Consider the following 17,519-nt stretch of genomic DNA (forward strand, 5'->3'; position numbering starts at 1 on the left):
GAGAGCATGACTTCCGGGGGCCGTCGTGATTCCGCGCCTCACACCTCCGGTGTCGCCCGTTCCTCCAGGGCCGACATGGTGGCCCGGGCCCTCGTGCGCAGTCGTTCGTCGGCGTGGATGATCCCGTCCTCCAACCCGAAGTTCACGACCCGGCGGTCCCCGTCGGCCAGGGCTGCCAGGCGGTTCAGGTGCGCGTCCGTGAGGGTGGGGAGGCCCAGGGACAGGAGTGCGTCGAGTGCCGTGTCCGGGTCGGCGTTGTGTTCCGCCGCGGTCAGGACCGGATCGGGCAGCGTCCTGCGCAGCTCTTCCTCGATGCCGGTCGTCAGCAGGGCCAGCACGCAGGCCGGTGCGTGCAGGGGCGTCGCGAGCATGCGCTCGAGTGGTGGGCGCAAGGGCGCCGCGGCGGGGCCGAGCCGGGCCGCCAGGCGCGCGGCGCGGACTCCCGTCCAGGTGAACCAGGGCCCGTCGGACTCCGCGAGCACCGCGTCGAGGATCCGTACTGGTTCGGTGGCGTCACCGGTGATCTTCCAGAGCGCCTCGGCCAGTTCCACGTCGGCGTCCAGCTGCGGCGTGGTCCGGGGCTGGGCGGGGTCGCTCAGCGCTGCGCGTATGTCCGGCAGCAAATCGGCTGCCCTCGTGCCGAGTTGGGCGCAGCGTCTGGCGGCGTCGAGGACGTCGTAGGCCTTGCCGGCGAGGCCGGAGCGGATGGCGGTGTGGAGCGCGGACGCGTCGCCGGTCAACTCGTGCAGCGCGTGCGCGGCGGCCGGGCGGCCCTCCTCGGGGCCCTTGCGGGCTGCCTTGCGCAACTCGTCCTCGATGCGTTTGCGGATCCGGCCCTCGGTGGGGCACGCGGCTGCCAGTGCCCCCGGTCCGGCGAGCGGAATGCGGGGTAGGGCGTTGAGCAGTTCCGGGACCGCGGGCGAGGCCTGCGTGCCCCAGGAGGTCAGCAGGAGGGCGAGATGGATCGGTTCGTTGCCGCTCACCTTCGGGTCGGCGAGACGTCGGCGGACCGCGTCGAGGAGCGCGGGCTCGAAGGGCAGCGTCGCCTCGCCCGTCGCACCGAAGCCGCGCGCACCGGCCGTGACAGCCAGTGCTCGTGGGCGCCGCGGCAGGTCGGCCGCGAGCAGACGCGCGGCCCGTTCGGGAGCCAGGGGCACGAGTGCCGCCAGGGCGCTGTCCGCCGTGTCGTCGCCGTGGACGGCGAGGCGGGCGAGGGCGTCGGTGAGAGCGGCGTGAGCATCGTGCGCTGTGATCGACGGCACGCCCGTGATCTTGCCCAGCAGGCTCAGGACACGCGGCGCGGACGACGGATCGTCGAGGAGCGGGAGCAGGCGGGGGAGCAGGCGTCCCGGGGCGGCACGCGAGATCATGCAGGCGTGGTCGGCGGCCCACACCGCTTCCGCGCGGATCTCCGGCTCCGGAAGCGCCAATGCGGCGGCCAGGAGACCGAACGCGGCCTCGCGCTCCTCGTCCGTGTCCCGGCGCAGCAGCGTGTCGACCACGGTCTGCAACGGCTCGCGCTGGTTCTCGTCGAACCGTTCGGCGACCAGGTCGTCGGCGGGGAGTATGGACAGGAGCGTGTCGTGGCAGGTCGCCGTCCATGGCAGGCCCGCGTCCAGGCAGGCCAGCACGGCGGCGAGGCGCAGTTGTGCCGGGCCCGTCGGCTCCAGTGCCGCCGTGGCCGTGTCCGCGCTCGCTCCCGGATCCAACCTGGTCATCGCGGCCAGCAGTTCCGCCCGGACGACCGGCTCCCCTTCCACGGCCCAGCGCCGCTCCAGCGCCGGCCAGGTCTCGTCCCGCGCCTCCGTGTGTCCGGCCATCCAGGCCGTGGCCTGGCGCACCTGTGCATCCCCGTCGTCCAACAACGGGAGGAGCAATGGAAGTTGGGCGGCCACCGCGGCACGGCATGCGCCGCGGGCCACCTCGTGCTCGTCCTCGCTCTCGGCTATGGAACCCAGCAGTACCAGCACGTCGGCGCTCCGACACCCGCCCGCTGCCAGCCGCGCCAGGAACGGCACCACCTCCACCGTGGCCTCATACACCGTCCCCTGGTGCCAGATGTTGCCGTAGAGCTCGTGCAGTGCCTGTCCGGCCACCTCCGAGTCGCCGGCCGTCAGCGCACGCAGCACGGCAGGTACGTCCTCCGCGCTGCCGTACGCATGCTGCAAGGTGGCCCAGGGCCGGTCGTCGAGCCCGACGAGAGCATCTGCGAGATCCATGGCCGGATCCTGACATAGGGCACTGACAATCGGGGTCGCGGGGCGACGGGACGAAAACCCCGGGTGGTTGCGGCGTCTGCTCTGTACGTTGTACTGGCGGCGCACATGCGCAGCTCAGACCCTATTCAAAGGCCGACCCACCGTGTTTCTGACCATCACTGCCACCGGCACCCCAGAACGCCCCGCCACCGATCTCGGTTTCCTGTTGCACAAGCATCCCGAGAAGGCGCAGGTGTTCTCCACCTCGTACGGCAAGGCGCACGTCCTCTACCCCGAGGCCGATGCCGAGCGCTGCACTGCGGCGCTGCTGTTGGAGGTCGACGCGGTGGCACTGGTCCGGCGCGGCAAGGGCAAGGGGCGGGGCGGCGCGCCCGACGCGGCGCTCGCGCAGTACGTCAACGACCGGCCGTACGCCGCCTCCTCGCTGCTCGCGGTCGCGCTCAGCGGTGTGTTCTCCAGCGCGATGCGGGGTGTGTGCACCGCCCGTCCTGACCTGCCGGCTCAGCCGCGGCCGCTGCGGATCGAGGTGCCCGCGCTTCCGGCCCGGGGCGGCCCCGATCTCGTACGGGGCCTGTTCGAGCCGCTCGGCTGGGCGGTGACCGCCGAACCCGTGCCGCTGGACGTGCAGTTCCCCGAGTGGGGAGACTCGCGCTATGTGCGGCTCGTGCTGGAGTCGGAAGCGCTGACCCTCGCCGAGGCCCTGCGTCACCTCTATGTCCTGCTGCCCGTCCTCGACGACGCCAAGCACTACTGGGTGTCCTCCGAGGAGGTCGACAAGCTGCTGCGGGCCGGTGAGGGCTGGCTGGCGGAGCACCCGGAGCAGAAGCTGATCACCAGCCGGTATCTGTCGCGCCGCTGGTCGCTGACCCGGCAGGCGATGGAGCGGCTGGAGCTGGTGCGGCTCGCGGAGGCCGACGACAGCGAGGTCGAGGACATCGACAACGCGGTCGAGGCGGAGAGCGAGGCCGAGGAGAAGCCGACGCCGCTCGCCGTGCAGCGCCGGGACGCGATCATGGCCGCGCTGAAGACGTCCGGTGCCGCGCGCGTGCTCGATCTCGGATGCGGACAGGGGCAGTTGGTGCAGGCGCTGCTCAAGGACCCCGCGTACACCGAGATCGTCGGCGTGGACGTGTCGATGCGGGCGCTGACCATCGCCGGGCGGCGGCTGAAGCTGGACCGGATGGGGGAGCGGCAGGCCTCGCGCGTGCAGCTCTTCCAGAGCTCCCTCGCCTACACCGACAGCCGGCTCAAGGGCTACGACGCCGCCGTGCTCAGCGAGGTCATCGAGCACCTCGACCTGCCGCGGCTGCCCGCCCTGGAGTACGCGGTGTTCGGTTCCGCGCGTCCCCGGACGGTTCTGGTGACCACCCCGAACGTCGAGTACAACGTCCGCTGGGAGTCCCTCCCGGCCGGCCATGTCCGGCACGGCGACCACCGGTTCGAGTGGACGCGCGAGGAGTTCCGGGCGTGGGCAGAGGCGGTGGCCGAACGGCACGGGTACGGCGTGGAGTTCGTACCCGTCGGGCCGGACGACCCGGAGGTGGGGCCGCCCACGCAGATGGCCCTGTTTGAGCTCAGCACAGCCGGCATGAAGAGCAGTGTGAACGACGAGAAGGAGGCGAAGGCGGCATGAGCGAGAACACCCAGGCGACCAAGGGACGGGTCCTGCCCGTCACCGACCTCTCCCTCGTCGTGCTCGTCGGCGCCTCCGGCTCCGGCAAGTCCACCTTCGCCCGCCGGCACTTCAAGCCGACGGAGATCATCTCCTCCGACTTCTGCCGCGGCCTGGTCTCCGACGACGAGAACGACCAGAGCGCGACCCGGGACGCCTTCGACGTCCTGCACTACATCGCGGGCAAGCGCCTGGCGGCAGGCCGCCGTACGGTCGTCGACGCCACCAGCGTGCAGCAGGACTCCCGGCGGCAGCTGATCGAGCTGGCCAGGCAGTACGACGTGCTGCCGATAGCCATCGTGCTCGACGTGCCGGAGGACGTGTGCGCCGAGCGCAACGCGGGCCGCACCGACCGGGCCGACATGCCGCGCCGGGTCATCCAGCGGCACACCCGTGAACTCCGCCGGTCCCTGCGGCACCTGGAGCGCGAGGGTTTCCGCAAGGTGCACGTCCTGCGAGGGGTGGACGATGTCGAGAGCGCGTCCGTCGTCACCGAGAAGCGCTTCAACGACCTCACCCACCTCACCGGGCCGTTCGACATCGTCGGTGACATCCACGGCTGCGCGTCCGAACTGGAGTCGCTGCTCGGCAAGCTGGGCTACGTCGACGGTGCGCACCCGGACGGCCGTACGGCCGTCTTCGTCGGCGACCTCGTCGACCGCGGCCCGGACAGCCCGGGCGTGCTGCGCCGCGTGATGTCGATGGTGAAGTCGGGCAACGCGCTGTGCGTGCCGGGCAACCACGAGAACAAGTACGGCCGCTACCTCAAGGGCCGCAAGGTCCAGCACACGCACGGACTCGCCGAGACCATCGAGCAGATGGAGGGCGCGAGCGAGGAGTTCCGCGCCGAGGTGCGGGAGTTCATCGACGGGCTCGTCAGCCACTACGTCCTCGACGGCGGCCGGCTCGTGGTCTGCCACGCCGGTCTGCCGGAGAAGTACCACGGCCGCACCTCGGGGCGGGTGCGCTCGCACGCGCTGTACGGCGACACCACCGGGGAGACCGACGAGTTCGGGCTGCCGGTGCGCTACCCGTGGGCGGAGGACTACCGGGGCCGGGCGGCTGTGGTGTACGGCCACACCCCGGTGCCGGAGGCCACGTGGCTGAACAACACCATCTGTCTGGACACCGGTGCCGTCTTCGGCGGCAAGCTGACCGCGCTGCGCTGGCCGGAGCGGGAACTGGTCGACGTACCGGCCGAGCAGGTCTGGTACGAGCCGACCAAGCCGCTGCGGACGGAGGCGCCGGGCGGGCACGACGGACGGCCGCTCGACCTGAACGACGTCCACGGCCGCAGGGTCGTCGAGACGCGGCACGCCGGGCGGGTGTCGGTCCGTGAGGAGAACGCGGCCGCGGCCCTGGAGGTCATGAGCCGCTTCGCCGTCGACCCGCGCCTGCTGCCGTACCTCCCGCCGACCATGGCCCCCACGGCGACCAGCCACATCGAGGGCTACCTGGAGCACCCGGCGGAGGCCTTCGCGCAGTACGCGGCGGAGGGTGTCGAGCGGGTCGTGTGCGAGGAGAAGCACATGGGCTCGCGGGCCGTGGCACTGGTGTGCCTGGACGCGGAGGCCGCCCGCAAGAGGTTCGGGGTTGGGGGCACCTCCCGCTCGAGCGTAGCCGAGAGTGGGGGAGGTCCCACCGGGTCGCTGTACACCCGCACCGGTCGACCGTTCTTCGACGACGAGTCGGTGACGGAGGCGATCCTGGAGCGGCTCCGGACCGCGGTCACCGAGGCGGGCCTGTGGGCCGAGCTGGAGACCGACTGGCTGCTGCTCGACGCGGAGTTGATGCCGTGGTCGCTCAAGGCGCACGGTCTGCTGCGGTCGCAGTACGCCGCGGTCGGCGCCGCCTCCGGGGCGGTGTTCCCGGGTGCGCTCGCCGCCCTGGAGGGTGCCGCGGCGCGCGGAGTCGACGTGTCCGACCTGCTCGCCCGCCAGCGCGGACGGGCCACGGACGCCGCCGCGTTCACGGAGGCGTACCGCCGGTACTGCTGGACCACGGACGGCCTGGACGGTGTACGCCTGGCGCCGTTCCAGATCCTGGCGGTCCAGGGCCGCAGCCTGGCCGCGCTCCCGCACAACGAGCAGCTCGCCCTTCTCGACCGGCTGGTGGAGCACGACAGCACCGGCCTGCTGCAGACGACCCGGCGCCTCTACGTCGACACCGGTGACCCGGAGTCGGTGCAGGCCGGTGTCGACTGGTGGCTGGAGATGACGGGCCGCGGCGGCGAGGGCATGGTCGTCAAGCCGGTCGGCGCGGTGGTGCGATGGGGGTCCCCCCGCTCGAGCGAAGCCGAGAGTGGGGGAGGGGAAGGGCGCCTGGTCCAGCCCGGGATCAAGTGCCGGGGCCGGGAGTACCTGCGGATCATCTACGGTCCGGAGTACACGCGGCCGGACAACCTGGCCCGGCTGCGGCAGCGGTTCCTCAACCACAAGCGGTCCCTCGCCATCCGCGAGTACGCGCTGGGCCTCGAAGCCCTGGACCGGCTGGCGGAGGGCGAGCCGCTGTGGCGGGTGCACGAGGCGGTGTTCGGGGTGCTGGCGCTGGAGTCGGAGCCGGTCGATCCCCGGCTGTGAGCCGGGGGAGCGGCTTCAGCCGACCAGCCGCAGCCGCTCCCGGCACACGCCGACCCGGACCGTCTGCCCCCAGGTCAGCTCGACCGCGTCCGTCTCCATCCCGTCCCCGAAGGCGACGAGCCGCTCGGACTCGACGGTGAGGTGGAGACGGGCCGCGGCGGCGAGTTCTCCGGCCACCCGTGACGTACCGGTGGCCGGGGACGGCCAGGCCTCGCGGACGTACCAGAGCAGGCGTTCCTCTGTCGGGGAGGGCAGCCGCAGCTGCCCTCCCCGCTCCTGCCACACCGACCGGATCCAGCCGGTCGCCCCCGTCCCGGTGCCGATCAGCACCCCGGACGAGGCCTGGGCCTCGACGACACCCCCGTCGTCCTCCAGGCCCAGGCGGTATCGGGCCGTCTGGTGTCCGACGGCGCCCAGGTAGATCTCGTTCAGCGCCACGAGCCGCTGGGTGTCGTCGGCCACGGCCTCGACCATGGTGAGTTCGTCGAAGGTGCCCCTTGCGGATTGCGCCGCGGCGAGCAGCGGGCCGGTGTTCTCGGGGCGGTGGCGCACCAGGACGCCCGGGTTTCGGCCTGGATCGCTGTTGATGCCCAGCACCGGTTGTCCCGCGAGGTACTTGGCCACGTTCGCGACCAGGCCGTCCTGCCCGACCACGACCACCACGTCCTCCGGTGCGAACAGGAATCGGTCCAAGTCGGCCCGTTCGACCCGGCTCTGACGCCAGGTCAGCGGAATCGCCGACGTCACGTCCGCCAGGGCCCGGCGCGTCCGGTGGTGGCGTTCGGCGACCTCCGCGATGTCCCGGCCCCGGGAGGCGAGGAAGAAGGCGGCCTGGCCGTGCGTGCCGTGCCGGGCCACCAGCTCCTCGTACTCCGTGGTGCGATGGACGAGGACGACCCGGGGAGCGAGGCTCACGCCTGCTCCTGGGTACCGAGCCTGGCGAGCAGCCCCGTCAGCACGTCCGGCGACACCGTCACGCTGTCGATCCGCGGCAGGTTCTCCGCGAGCCGTGTCCCGGTGAGGGCGTGCAGCGTCGCCACGTCGACCTCGCCGTGCACCCGCAGCCAGGCGGCCTGCGCCTGGGCCCGTGCTTCACCGACCTCGCGCGCGCCCTCGGCCTCCGCCCGGGCCAGCCGTACGGAACGAGCCGCCTCGGCGTCGGCCAGTCGTACCGTCCGTGCCGCCTCCGCCTCGGCCCGGACCGCGTCGGCCGCCGCGTGCTCCTCGGCCTCCCGCCGCGCGTTCGTGCCCCGCTGGTCCACCAACTGTTCCTCGCGGCGGGCGAGTTCGATCTGGCTGGCCAGTTCGTTCTCGGCGATCGCGCGTTCCCGCTCGACGGCCACCGCCCGGCGCTCGTACGTCGCCCGGTCCGCCTCCTGCTGGATCTGCTCGCGGGCCGGGGTGCGCAGCGCCCGCTCCACCTCCGGTTCGGGGCGCAGCGCCATGACGCGTACGGCGACCACCTCGATGCCCGTCGACGGGAGCCGCGGCTCGCCGGCCAGGCCCGCCGCGATCCGCTCCCGCACCGCCGTCACGCCGTCGACCAGTGCCGCCGACAGCGGCGTACGGGACAGGACGTCCAGCGCGTGCTGCTGGGCCGTCTCCGTCAGGAGCGTCCCCAACTGCTCCAGCGGCGTGCCCCGCCACGCGCCCGTGTCCGGGTCGATCGAGAAGTCCAGGCGCGACGCCGCCACCGCCGGGTCACTGATCCGGTAGGTGACCGTCGCCTGTACGGCCACGTCCTGGAAGTCGGACGTACGGGCATGGAAGGTCATCGCCAGCTCCCGGTCGTCGACCGGCACTTCGGACAGCGCGGCGGTCAGCGCCCGGAACCAGAAGCTGAGGCCGGGACCGTCGTGCAGCAGCTTGCCGCCGCGGTGGTGGCGGATGTGCGCCGTGGGCGCGCCGCGCAGATGGCGCCAGCCGAGGCGCCGGGTGATGTCGGCCATGGGGACCCCCTCGCTTTTCGTCATGTAGACGATAATCGCGATACCTTCTTGTCGTCAAGAGGACGAAAACGGAAACGGTCAAGCAGGGGGTGAACCCGGTCGGCGATGGTCAGGATGGAGGCATGGGATTCCATGTCGACTCCGAGGCCGGGCGGCTCAGCCGCGTCATCCTGCACCGGCCCGATCTCGAGCTCAAAAGGCTCACCCCCAGCAACAAGGACGCCCTGCTCTTCGACGACGTGCTGTGGGTGCGCCGGGCGCGCGCCGAGCACGACGGGTTCGCCGACGTCCTGCGCGACCGCGGGGTCACCGTCCACCTGTTCGGCGACCTGCTCACCGAGGCCCTGGAGATCCCGGCGGCCCGGAAGCTCGTCCTGGACAGGGTCTTCGACGAGAAGGAGTACGGGGTGCTGGCCACGGATCATCTCCGTGCGGCCTTCGAGGGTCTGCCCTCGCCCGAACTGGCCGAAGCCCTCGTCGGCGGCATGACCAAACGGGAGTTCCTGGAGGCGCACTCCGAGCCGATCTCCGTGCGCTTCCATGTCATGGAGCTGGACGACTTCCTCCTCGCGCCTCTGCCCAATCACCTCTTCACCCGGGACACCTCCGCCTGGATCTACGACGGCGTCTCCGTCAACGCCATGCGCTGGCCTGCCCGGCAGCGCGAGACGGTCCACTTCGAGGCGATCTACCGGCACCACCCGCTGTTCCGCGACGAAACGTTCCACGTCTGGTCCGAGGGGCAGGCCGACTATCCCTCCACCATCGAGGGCGGGGACGTCCTCGTGATCGGCAGCGGGGCCGTGCTCATCGGGATGAGCGAGCGGACCACGCCCCAGGCCGTCGAGATGCTCGCCCACAAGCTGTTCGCCGCCGGGTCGGCGCAGACGATCGTGGCCCTCGACATGCCCAAGCGGCGCGCCCTCATGCATCTCGACACCGTGATGACGATGGTCGACGGCGACGTCTTCACCCAGTACGCCGGGCTCGGCATGCTCCGCTCGTACACCATCGAACCGGGCGCCGGCGACAAGGAGCTCAAGGTCACCGACCATCCGCCGGAGCACATGCACCGCGCGATCGCCGCCGCGCTCGGCCTCAGCGAGATCCGAGTCCTGACCGCCACCCAGGACGTCCACGCGGCCGAGCGCGAGCAGTGGGACGACGGCTGCAACGTGCTGGCCGTCGAGCCGGGTGTGGTCGTCGCCTATGAGCGGAACTCCACCACCAACACGCATCTGCGCAAGCAGGGCATCGAGGTCATCGAGATCCCGGGGAGCGAGCTGGGGCGGGGGAGAGGCGGGCCGCGGTGCATGAGCTGTCCGGTCGAGCGCGCGGCCGTTTAGACCGAGAGCCGACTGTATAGAAATGCCTATAGTCGTATAGACTTCCAAGGTCCCTGTTCACGTACCTCTGGAGCGCCCCCATGGCGACTGTCCCGACCGCCCTCGCCGGCCGCCACTTCCTCAAGGAGCTCGACTTCACCGGGCAGGAGTTCCTCGGGCTGGTCGAGCTGGCCGCCGAACTGAAGGCCGCCAAGAAGGCCGGGGCCGAGACGCAGTACCTGCGGGGCCGGAACATCGCGCTGATCTTCGAGAAGACCTCGACGCGCACCCGCTGCGCGTTCGAGGTCGCGGCCGCCGACCAGGGCGCCTCGACGACGTACCTCGACCCGTCGGGCTCGCAGATCGGCCACAAGGAGTCCGTGAAGGACACCGCACGGGTGCTGGGGCGGATGTACGACGGGATCGAGTACCGCGGGGACAGCCAGGCGAACGTGGAGGAGCTGGCGGCGTACGCCGGCGTGCCCGTCTTCAACGGTCTGACCGACGACTGGCACCCGACGCAGATGCTGGCCGACGTGCTGACGATGACGGAGCACAGCGGCAAGCCCCCGAAGGAGATCGCCTTCGCCTACCTGGGCGACGCCCGCTTCAACATGGGCAACTCGTACCTGATCACCGGGGCGCTGCTCGGCATGGACGTGCGCATCGTCGCCCCCCAGGCGTACTGGCCCGCGCAGGCGATCATCGAGCAGGCCCTCAAGCTCTCCGAGACCAGCGGTGCCCGCATCACGATCACGGAGAAGGTCGACGAGGGGGTCCTCGGGGCGGACTTCGTCGCCACGGACGTCTGGGTCTCCATGGGGGAGCCCAAGGATGTGTGGGACGAGCGGATCGCCGCGCTGGCTCCGTATGCCGTGACCATGGACGTGCTGCGGGCCACCGGGAACCCGGCCGTGAAGTTCCTCCACTGCCTGCCGGCGTTCCACGACCTGGGTACGAAGGTCGGGCGCGAGATCTTCGAGCGGCACGGCCTGGAGTCGCTGGAGGTCACGGACGAGGTCTTCGAGTCGGCGCACTCCGTCGTTTTCGACGAGGCGGAGAACCGGATGCACACGATCAAGGCTGTTCTGGTGGCGACCCTGGCCTGAGGTGGTTACAGCGGGCGGCGCTGAGCCGGCACGACCGGCAGTCTGAACCAGACCGCCTTGCCGGAGTCCGTCGGTCGGTGGCCGCAGGACGAGCTCAGGGTGCGGATCAGGAGGAGGCCCCGGCCGTGCTCCTGCCAAGGGTCGGGCTCGCCCCTGGTGGGGCGGGTCAGGTCGCCGGGCGGCGCCGGGTCCGGGTCGTGGACCTCGACCTGGCAGCCGGACGGCAGCAGCTCCACCACCAGCTCTATCGGGCCTTCGCCCGCAGTGTGCTCCACGGCGTTCGCGACCAGCTCCGCCGTGAGCAGTTCCGCGGTGTCGCTGTCGGCGGCGTGCTGCAGCTCGGCCAGCGCCGTACGGACCAGGGCACGCGCGACGGGCACGGCCGCGACCGTGTGCGGCAGCGCGATACGCCAGGAGGCGGAGGCTGAGGGGCGATCTTGCAAGGCGGGTCCGTTCATGAGCAGGCTGTCCTGCTTTCAACCTTATGAATGGTACGGCGCCACCCGGCGAAGGGCCTGCGAAGGGCACCGTTCGGAACCTTCGGCCCCGACTGCTGGGCGACTTACCCAGGTGAACGGCGGCCCTCGCGCGGTTGATCCCGTCGTTACCGGGGTGTCGACGAGCCGTGACGGATGTGACGGAGCAAGGTCACACCCGGTTGGCTTATTGCGTGCTCGTGACGACGGTCAAAGTTGAGTGATAGTTTCGAGGGGTAGAGCTCGGAGGGTAGAGCTCAGCGAGGCAGTGCCCGCCGTCCGCCCGAGGAGGCCGCACGTCATGAGTCCCTTCACCGGCTCCGCCGCCCGCACCCCCGACTGGAAACATCTGCGGGTCGAGCAGGCCGACGGGGTCGCCACCGTCACCCTCGCCCGCCCCGAGAAACTCAACGCGCTCACCTTCGGCGCCTACGCCGACCTGCGCGATCTGCTCGCCGAGCTGTCCCGGGAGCGGGCGGTGCGGGCCCTGGTGCTGGCCGGGGAGGGCCGCGGCTTCTGCTCCGGCGGCGACGTGGACGAGATCATCGGCGCCACCCTGGCCATGGACACCGCCGAACTCCTCGACTTCAACCGGATGACCGGGCAGGTCGTGCGAGCGGTACGGGAGTGCCCGTTCCCGGTGATCGCGGCGGTGCACGGGGTGGCGGCCGGGGCCGGGGCGGTACTGGCACTCGCGGCCGACTTCCGGGTCGCCGACCCCACCGCCCGCTTCGCCTTCCTCTTCACCCGGGTCGGGCTGTCCGGCGGCGACATGGGCGCCGCGTACCTGCTGCCCCGGATTGTCGGCCTCGGCCACGCGACCCGGCTGCTGATGCTGGGCGAACCGGTCCGGGCACCGGAGGCCGAGCGCATCGGCCTGATCAGCGAGATGACGGACGAGGGCAAGGTGGATGAGGCCGCGCAGGCACTCGCCCGCCGCCTGGCCGAGGGCCCGGCTCTGGCGTACGCCCAGACGAAGGCCCTGCTGACGGCCGAGCTGGACATGCCGTTGGCGGCATCGGTGGAGATGGACGCGTCGACGCAGGCGCTGCTGATGAACGGCGAGGACTACGCAGAGTTCCACGCGGCCTTCACGGAGAAGCGCCCGCCCAAATGGCAAGGGAGGTAGGGGGATGCTCTCGGCATCGGACCCGCGGCCGCCCAAGTCGACCGACCACCCCCAAAGAGTCGCCGTCATCGGCGGCGGCCCCGCCGGCCTCTACGCCGCCGCCCTCCTCAAACGCCTCGATGCCACCCGAGAAATCACCGTCTGGGAACGCAACGCCCCCGACGACACCTTCGGCTTCGGAGTGGTCCTCTCCGACGAAACGCTCGGCGGCATCGAACACGCCGACCCCCACGTCTACGCCGCCCTCCAACAACACTTCACCCGCTGGGACGACATCGACATCGTCCACCGCAACACCCGCCAGACCTCCGGAGGACACGGCTTCGCGGCACTCGGCAGGAAACGCCTCCTGGAGATCCTCCACGACCGCTGCCGCACCCTCGGCGTGGAGCTCCGGTTCCGCGCACACGCCCCGGACCCGGCCTCGCTGGCAGAGACGTACGACCTCGTCATCGCCGCAGACGGTGTGAACAGCACCACCCGCGAGGCCTACGCCCATGTGTTCCGCCCCCATGTGGCCACGCACCAGTGCCGCTACATCTGGCTTGCCGCCGACTTCGCCTTCGACGCCTTCCGCTTCGAGATCGCGGAGACCGAGCACGGCGTGATGCAGCTGCACGGCTACCCCTACGCACCCGACGCCTCCACCGTGATCGTCGAGATGCACGAGGACGTGTGGCGAGCCGCCGGATTCGACGAGCTCGACGAGCAGGAGTCGATCGCCCGCTGCGCCAAGATCTTCGCGGACGCGCTCGGCGGACGGTCCCTCAAGTCCAACAAGTCGGCATGGACGACCTTCCGCACGGTCGTCAACGAGCGCTGGTCGCACGACAACGTCGTCCTGCTCGGCGACGCCGCCCACACCGCCCACTTCTCCATCGGCTCCGGCACCAAGCTGGCCGTCGAGGACGCCCTCGCGCTCGCCGCCTGCCTGGAGGAACAGCCCGACATCCCCGCCGCTCTGAGGGCGTACGAGGAGGAGCGCAAGACCGTCGTGGCCTCCACGCAGCGCGCCGCCCGCGCCAGCCTGGAGTGGTTCGAGAACCTCGGCCTCTACCTCGACCAGCCGCCGCGCCAGTTCGCCTTCAACCTCCTCACCCGCAGCCGCCGCGTCACGCACGACAACCTGCGCCTGCGTGACGCCGGTTTCACCGAGGCCGTGGAGCGGGACTTCGGCTGCCCGGCCGGCACGCCCCCGATGTTCACCCCGTTCCGGCTGCGCGGCCTGACCCTGCGCAACCGGGTCGTCGTGTCCCCGATGGACATGTACTCGGCCACCGACGGCGTCCCCGGCGACTTCCACCTCGTCCACCTCGGCGCCCGCGCCCTCGGCGGGGCCGGCCTGGTGATGACCGAGATGGTGTGCGTCAGCCCGGAGGGCCGGATCACCCCCGGCTGCACCGGCCTCTACACCGGAAAGCAGGGGGAGGCCTGGCGGCGGATCGTCCAGTTCGTGCACACGCAGGCCCCCGGCACCGCGATCGGTGTGCAGCTCGGCCACAGCGGGCGCAAGGGCTCGACCAGGCTCATGTGGGAAGGCATGGACGAGCCGCTGGAGGACGGCAACTGGCCGCTCGTGGCCCCGTCCCCGCTCCCCTACAAGCCGTACAGCCAGACCCCGCGCGAGCTGACGCGGTCCCAACTCACCGACATCCGCGAGCAGTTCACCGCTGCCGCCTGGCGCGCCGCCCGCGCCGGATTCGACCTCCTCGAACTCCACTGCGCGCACGGCTATCTGCTCTCCGGCTTCCTCTCCCCGCTGACCAACCGACGCACCGACGCCTACGGCGGCTCCCTGGAGAAACGGCTCCGCTTCCCGCTCGAGGTCTTCGACGCCATTCGGGCCGTCTGGCCGGAGGAACGGCCCATGACCGTCCGTATCTCCGCCACGGACTGGGCCGAGGGCGGGACGACGGCCGAGGACGCCGTCGAGATCGCCCGCGCTTTCGCCGCGCACGGCGCCGACGCGATCGACGTGTCGACCGGGCAGGTCGTGGCCGACGAACGGCCGGAGTTCGGGAGGTCGTACCAGACGCCGTATGCGGACCGGATCCGCCACGCCACCCGCCTGCCGGTGATCGCGGTCGGTGCGATCTCCTCCTGGGACGACGTCAACTCCCTGATTCTGGCGGGCCGTACGGACCTGTGCGCCCTCGCCCGACCTCACCTCTACGACCCGCACTGGACCCTGCACGCGGCGGCCGAGCAGGGCTACGACGGCCCCGGTGCCGTCTGGCCGGCGCCGTACCGCGCGGGCGGCCGGCGTCCGCAGACGGGGCGCACGGACGCACCCAAACCCCGGCTCAGTCTGGGGAGTTGAGCTCGGCCATACCGGCGGTCAGCGTCGTGCCGTCCACCGGGTCGATCAGGAGGAGCGCGCCGGTGCGCCGGGAGACCGCGTAGTCGTCGAGGGCGAGCGGCTCGGCAGCGCGCAGGGTGATCCGGCCCAGGTCGTTGGCCCTCAACTCGGCTGCCCCGCCGAGATCCTTGACGACGGCCGTCACGGTTCGGGTGGTGTGCCGGACCAGTACCAGGCCGCCGACCCTCAGCGGGCGGTCGGCCAGGTGGCACACGGCCGCCCGGACGTACCGGGTGAGCGTGGGGACGTCGACGCCCGTGGTGAGCAGGTCGCCTCGCGAGACGTCCCGCTGGTCGGCGAGGCGCACGCTGATCGACTGCGGCGCGTACGCCACGTCGACGTCCCGGCCGAGTACGTCGATGCCGGTGATCTCGGACGTCGCGCCGGACGGGTGCACGGTCACCCGGTCTCCGACCCGCAGCCCACCCGACGCCAACTGGCCCGCGTAGTGGCGGGCTTCACCGTGCCGGATCACGTACTGGACGGGGAAGCGGGCAGGGGCGTCGGCGGGATCGGTGCCGACCGGGACGTTCTCCAGAAACTCCAGGAGCGCCGGGCCGCCGTACCAGTCCATGTGGGCCGAGCGGTCCACGACATTGTCCCCGACGAGCGCCGAGACCGGGATCGGAGTGAAGCCGGGCAGCCCCAACTCCGCTGCATGGCCCGCAAAGTCCTCGACGATCGCGTCGAACTCCCGCTCCTCGTACCCGACCAGATCCATCTTGTTGACGGCGAGGACCACATGGGGAACCCGCAGCAGTGCGGCGATCGCGGCGTGCCGGCGGGTCTGCTCGACCACCCCGTTACGGGCGTCGACCAGGATCACCGTCAGCTCGGCGGTGGAGGCGCCGGTGACCATGTTGCGGGTGTACTGCACGTGGCCGGGGGTGTCGGCGAGGATGAACCGGCGCCGGGGGGTGGCGAAGTAGCGGTAGGCCACGTCGATGGTGATGCCCTGTTCCCGCTCGGCCCGCAGACCGTCGGTGAGCAGTGCGAGGTCGGGGGCGTCCTGGCCGCGGTTGCGGGAGGCGTGCTCCACGGCCTCCAGTTGGTCGGTCAGGACTGATCTCGAGTCGTGCAGCAGGCGTCCGACCAGCGTCGACTTGCCGTCGTCGACGGACCCTGCGGTGGCGAACCGAAGCGTGTTCACGGTCATGCTCAGAAGTACCCTTCGCGCTTACGGTCTTCCATCGCGGCCTCGGACATCTTGTCGTCGGCGCGGGTGGCGCCGCGCTCGGTGAGCCGGGACGCGGCGATCTCGGTGATCACCTTCTCGATGGTGTCGGCGTCGGAGTCCACCGCGCCGGTGCACGACATGTCGCCGACCGTGCGATAGCGGACCTGACGCTTCTCGACGACCTCGTGCTCGCGAGGCCCGCCCCACTCACCCGCCGTCAGCCACATCCCGCCCCGCCGGAACACCTCACGCCGATGGGCGTAATAAATCTCCGGCAGCTCGATGCCTTCGCGGGCGATGTACTGCCATACGTCCAGCTCGGTCCAGTTGGAGAGCGGGAACACGCGCACGTGCTCGCCGGGAGCGTGACGGCCGTTGTAGAGGTTCCACAGCTCGGGCCGCTGGCGGCGCGGGTCCCACTGCGAGAACTCGTCCCGCAGCGAGAAGACGCGCTCCTTAGCCCGTGCCTTCTCCTCGTCCCTACGCCCGCCGCCGAAGACCGCGTCGAACCGCTCGCTCTGGATCTTCTCCGTCAACGGCACCGTCTGCAGAGGATTCCGTGTCCCGTCGGGACGTTCGCGCAGCACACCCCGATCGATGTAGTCCTGTACGGAGGCCACATGGAGGCGCAGCCCATGGGCGGCCACCACACGGTCGCGGTACTCGATCACCTCGGGGAAGTTGTGCCCGGTGTCCACATGCAGCAGCGTGAACGGCACCGGCGCCGGCGCGAACGCCTTCAGCGCCAGATGCAGCATGACGACGGAATCCTTGCCGCCGGAGAACAGGATCACCGGCCGCTCGAACTCACCCGCCACCTCACGGAAGATGTGAACCGCCTCGGACTCCAACGTGTCCAGGTGCGAGAGGCCGAACCCGTTCACACCAGCCCCCGTTCCGCCAGTACGGCGTAGACGGCGGCGGCCGATTCCTGGGGTGTCTGGAGCTGTGTGGGAAGGACGAGGGAGGGGGCCTCGGGCGGCTCGTACGGGTCGTCGACACCCGTCAGTCCGGACAACTGCCCCGCGGCATGCCGGGCGTACAGCCCTTTCACGTCCCGCTTGCTGCACACGTCCACCGGGGTGGCGACATGCACCTCGATGTACGGCGTCCCGCTCGCCTCGTGCCGCTTGCGCACCGCCTCGCGGCTGTCGGCGTACGGGGCGATGACCGGGACGACGGACAGCACGCCGTTGCGCGCGAGCACCTCCGAGACCAGACCGATGCGCTGCACGTTGGTGTTCCGGTCCTCCCGGGAGAAGCCGAGGCCGGCGGAGAGGAAGCGGCGGATCTCGTCGCCGTCGAGGACCTCCACGCGATGTCCCTCGCCCTTCAGCCGGTCACCGAGCCGGCGGGCGATGGTCGTCTTGCCCGCGCTCGGCAGCCCCGTGAGCCAGACGGTGGCTCCCTGAGCCCTTGGGCCTGCCTTTCGGGCCGTGGTGGTCATGCGCAACAGTCCTCATCTCTTACCCTCGTCCTACTTCGCGACGACCCGATGGACGCTAGGTAAGAAACTTGAGAGGAG

Annotated in this window: 13 protein-coding genes; 6 read left to right on the forward strand and 7 right to left on the reverse strand. The window is 71.0% G+C overall.

The features are described 5' to 3' along the window. Positions 1-38: 38 nt before the first annotated feature. Positions 39-2,219 (reverse strand): hypothetical protein, encoded by a 2,181-nt coding sequence (locus ACZ7L5_RS01215; protein ID WP_471513352.1) that lies wholly within the window; start codon positions 2,217-2,219, stop codon positions 39-41. 142 nt (positions 2,220-2,361) lie between these two features. Here ACZ7L5_RS01215 and ACZ7L5_RS01220 point away from each other — a divergent pair, with 142 nt between their 5' ends. Next, positions 2,362-3,852, forward strand: coding sequence for a 3' terminal RNA ribose 2'-O-methyltransferase Hen1 (locus ACZ7L5_RS01220; protein WP_471513353.1), 1,491 nt, complete (start codon positions 2,362-2,364; stop codon positions 3,850-3,852). Further along, positions 3,849-6,470 (forward strand): polynucleotide kinase-phosphatase, encoded by a 2,622-nt coding sequence (locus tag ACZ7L5_RS01225; protein ID WP_471513354.1) that lies wholly within the window; start codon positions 3,849-3,851, stop codon positions 6,468-6,470. The genes ACZ7L5_RS01220 and ACZ7L5_RS01225 overlap by 4 nt, the downstream gene beginning before the upstream one ends. Positions 6,471-6,485: 15 nt before the next feature. Here the strand turns inward: ACZ7L5_RS01225 and ACZ7L5_RS01230 are convergent, their stop codons facing one another. After that, complete coding sequence (locus ACZ7L5_RS01230; protein WP_471513356.1) at positions 6,486-7,385, reverse strand: diacylglycerol kinase catalytic domain-containing protein; 900 nt, start codon at positions 7,383-7,385, stop codon at positions 6,486-6,488. Then, entirely contained in the window at positions 7,382-8,419 is a 1,038-nt protein-coding gene (locus ACZ7L5_RS01235; RefSeq protein ID WP_365057099.1) for an SPFH domain-containing protein, read from the reverse strand. The genes ACZ7L5_RS01230 and ACZ7L5_RS01235 overlap by 4 nt, the downstream gene beginning before the upstream one ends. A gap of 122 nt (positions 8,420-8,541) precedes the next feature. Between ACZ7L5_RS01235 and ACZ7L5_RS01240 the strand changes: the two genes are divergently transcribed. Further along, complete coding sequence (locus ACZ7L5_RS01240) at positions 8,542-9,765, forward strand: arginine deiminase (protein WP_471513358.1); 1,224 nt, start codon at positions 8,542-8,544, stop codon at positions 9,763-9,765. A gap of 80 nt (positions 9,766-9,845) precedes the next feature. Next, positions 9,846-10,853: an ornithine carbamoyltransferase gene (argF, locus tag ACZ7L5_RS01245; protein ID WP_469405178.1), complete on the forward strand. Its 1,008-nt coding sequence runs from the start codon at positions 9,846-9,848 to the stop codon at positions 10,851-10,853. A 5-nt stretch (positions 10,854-10,858) separates the two neighbouring features. Here argF and ACZ7L5_RS01250 read toward each other — a convergent pair whose 3' ends face one another. Then, positions 10,859-11,311 (reverse strand): ATP-binding protein, encoded by a 453-nt coding sequence (locus ACZ7L5_RS01250; RefSeq protein ID WP_328878616.1) that lies wholly within the window; start codon positions 11,309-11,311, stop codon positions 10,859-10,861. Between the two features lie 319 nt (positions 11,312-11,630). On the opposite strand from ACZ7L5_RS01250, the gene ACZ7L5_RS01255 reads away from it, so the two are divergent. Continuing rightward, positions 11,631-12,458 (forward strand): enoyl-CoA hydratase family protein, encoded by an 828-nt coding sequence (locus ACZ7L5_RS01255; RefSeq protein ID WP_384186803.1) that lies wholly within the window; start codon positions 11,631-11,633, stop codon positions 12,456-12,458. A 4-nt stretch (positions 12,459-12,462) separates the two neighbouring features. Further along, the gene (locus ACZ7L5_RS01260) at positions 12,463-14,778 is read left to right on the forward strand and encodes a bifunctional salicylyl-CoA 5-hydroxylase/oxidoreductase (protein ID WP_471513360.1); all 2,316 of its coding nucleotides are present in this window, start codon (positions 12,463-12,465) and stop codon (positions 14,776-14,778) included. Here the strand turns inward: ACZ7L5_RS01260 and ACZ7L5_RS01265 are convergent. Genes ACZ7L5_RS01265 through cysC form a run of 3 tightly spaced genes read right to left on the reverse strand, consistent with a single transcriptional unit; the run spans position 14,762 to position 17,441 of the window. Next, positions 14,762-15,973: a sulfate adenylyltransferase subunit 1 gene (locus tag ACZ7L5_RS01265; protein WP_471513362.1), complete on the reverse strand. Its 1,212-nt coding sequence runs from the start codon at positions 15,971-15,973 to the stop codon at positions 14,762-14,764. The genes ACZ7L5_RS01260 and ACZ7L5_RS01265 overlap by 17 nt on opposite strands. A 2-nt stretch (positions 15,974-15,975) precedes the next feature. Then, the gene (cysD, locus tag ACZ7L5_RS01270) at positions 15,976-16,878 is read right to left on the reverse strand and encodes a sulfate adenylyltransferase subunit CysD (RefSeq protein ID WP_471513364.1); all 903 of its coding nucleotides are present in this window, start codon (positions 16,876-16,878) and stop codon (positions 15,976-15,978) included. After that, positions 16,875-17,441 carry an adenylyl-sulfate kinase gene (gene cysC / locus ACZ7L5_RS01275; RefSeq protein WP_471513366.1) on the reverse strand — a complete coding sequence of 189 codons (567 nt, stop codon included), beginning with the start codon at positions 17,439-17,441 and terminating at the stop codon, positions 16,875-16,877. Before cysC ends, cysD begins: the two co-directional genes overlap by 4 nt. Between the last annotated feature and the right edge of the window lie 78 nt (positions 17,442-17,519).

The organism is Streptomyces sp. NPDC107528, assembly GCF_055639295.1.

Bases quoted from the DNA above. Each gene is read 5' to 3' on its own strand.
- ACZ7L5_RS01240 (WP_471513358.1), top strand. From the start codon at position 8,542: ATGGGATTCCATGTCGACTCCGAGGCCGGGCGGCTCAGCCGCGTCATC.
- argF (WP_469405178.1), top strand. From the start codon at position 9,846: ATGGCGACTGTCCCGACCGCCCTCGCCGGCCGCCACTTCCTCAAGGAG.
- ACZ7L5_RS01225 (WP_471513354.1), top strand. From the start codon at position 3,849: ATGAGCGAGAACACCCAGGCGACCAAGGGACGGGTCCTGCCCGTCACC.
- ACZ7L5_RS01250 (WP_328878616.1), bottom strand. From the start codon at position 11,311: ATGAACGGACCCGCCTTGCAAGATCGCCCCTCAGCCTCCGCCTCCTGG.
- cysC (WP_471513366.1), bottom strand. From the start codon at position 17,441: ATGACCACCACGGCCCGAAAGGCAGGCCCAAGGGCTCAGGGAGCCACC.
- ACZ7L5_RS01235 (WP_365057099.1), bottom strand. From the start codon at position 8,419: ATGGCCGACATCACCCGGCGCCTCGGCTGGCGCCATCTGCGCGGCGCG.
- ACZ7L5_RS01215 (WP_471513352.1), bottom strand. From the start codon at position 2,219: ATGGATCTCGCAGATGCTCTCGTCGGGCTCGACGACCGGCCCTGGGCC.
- ACZ7L5_RS01255 (WP_384186803.1), top strand. From the start codon at position 11,631: ATGAGTCCCTTCACCGGCTCCGCCGCCCGCACCCCCGACTGGAAACAT.
- ACZ7L5_RS01265 (WP_471513362.1), bottom strand. From the start codon at position 15,973: ATGACCGTGAACACGCTTCGGTTCGCCACCGCAGGGTCCGTCGACGAC.
- ACZ7L5_RS01260 (WP_471513360.1), top strand. From the start codon at position 12,463: ATGCTCTCGGCATCGGACCCGCGGCCGCCCAAGTCGACCGACCACCCC.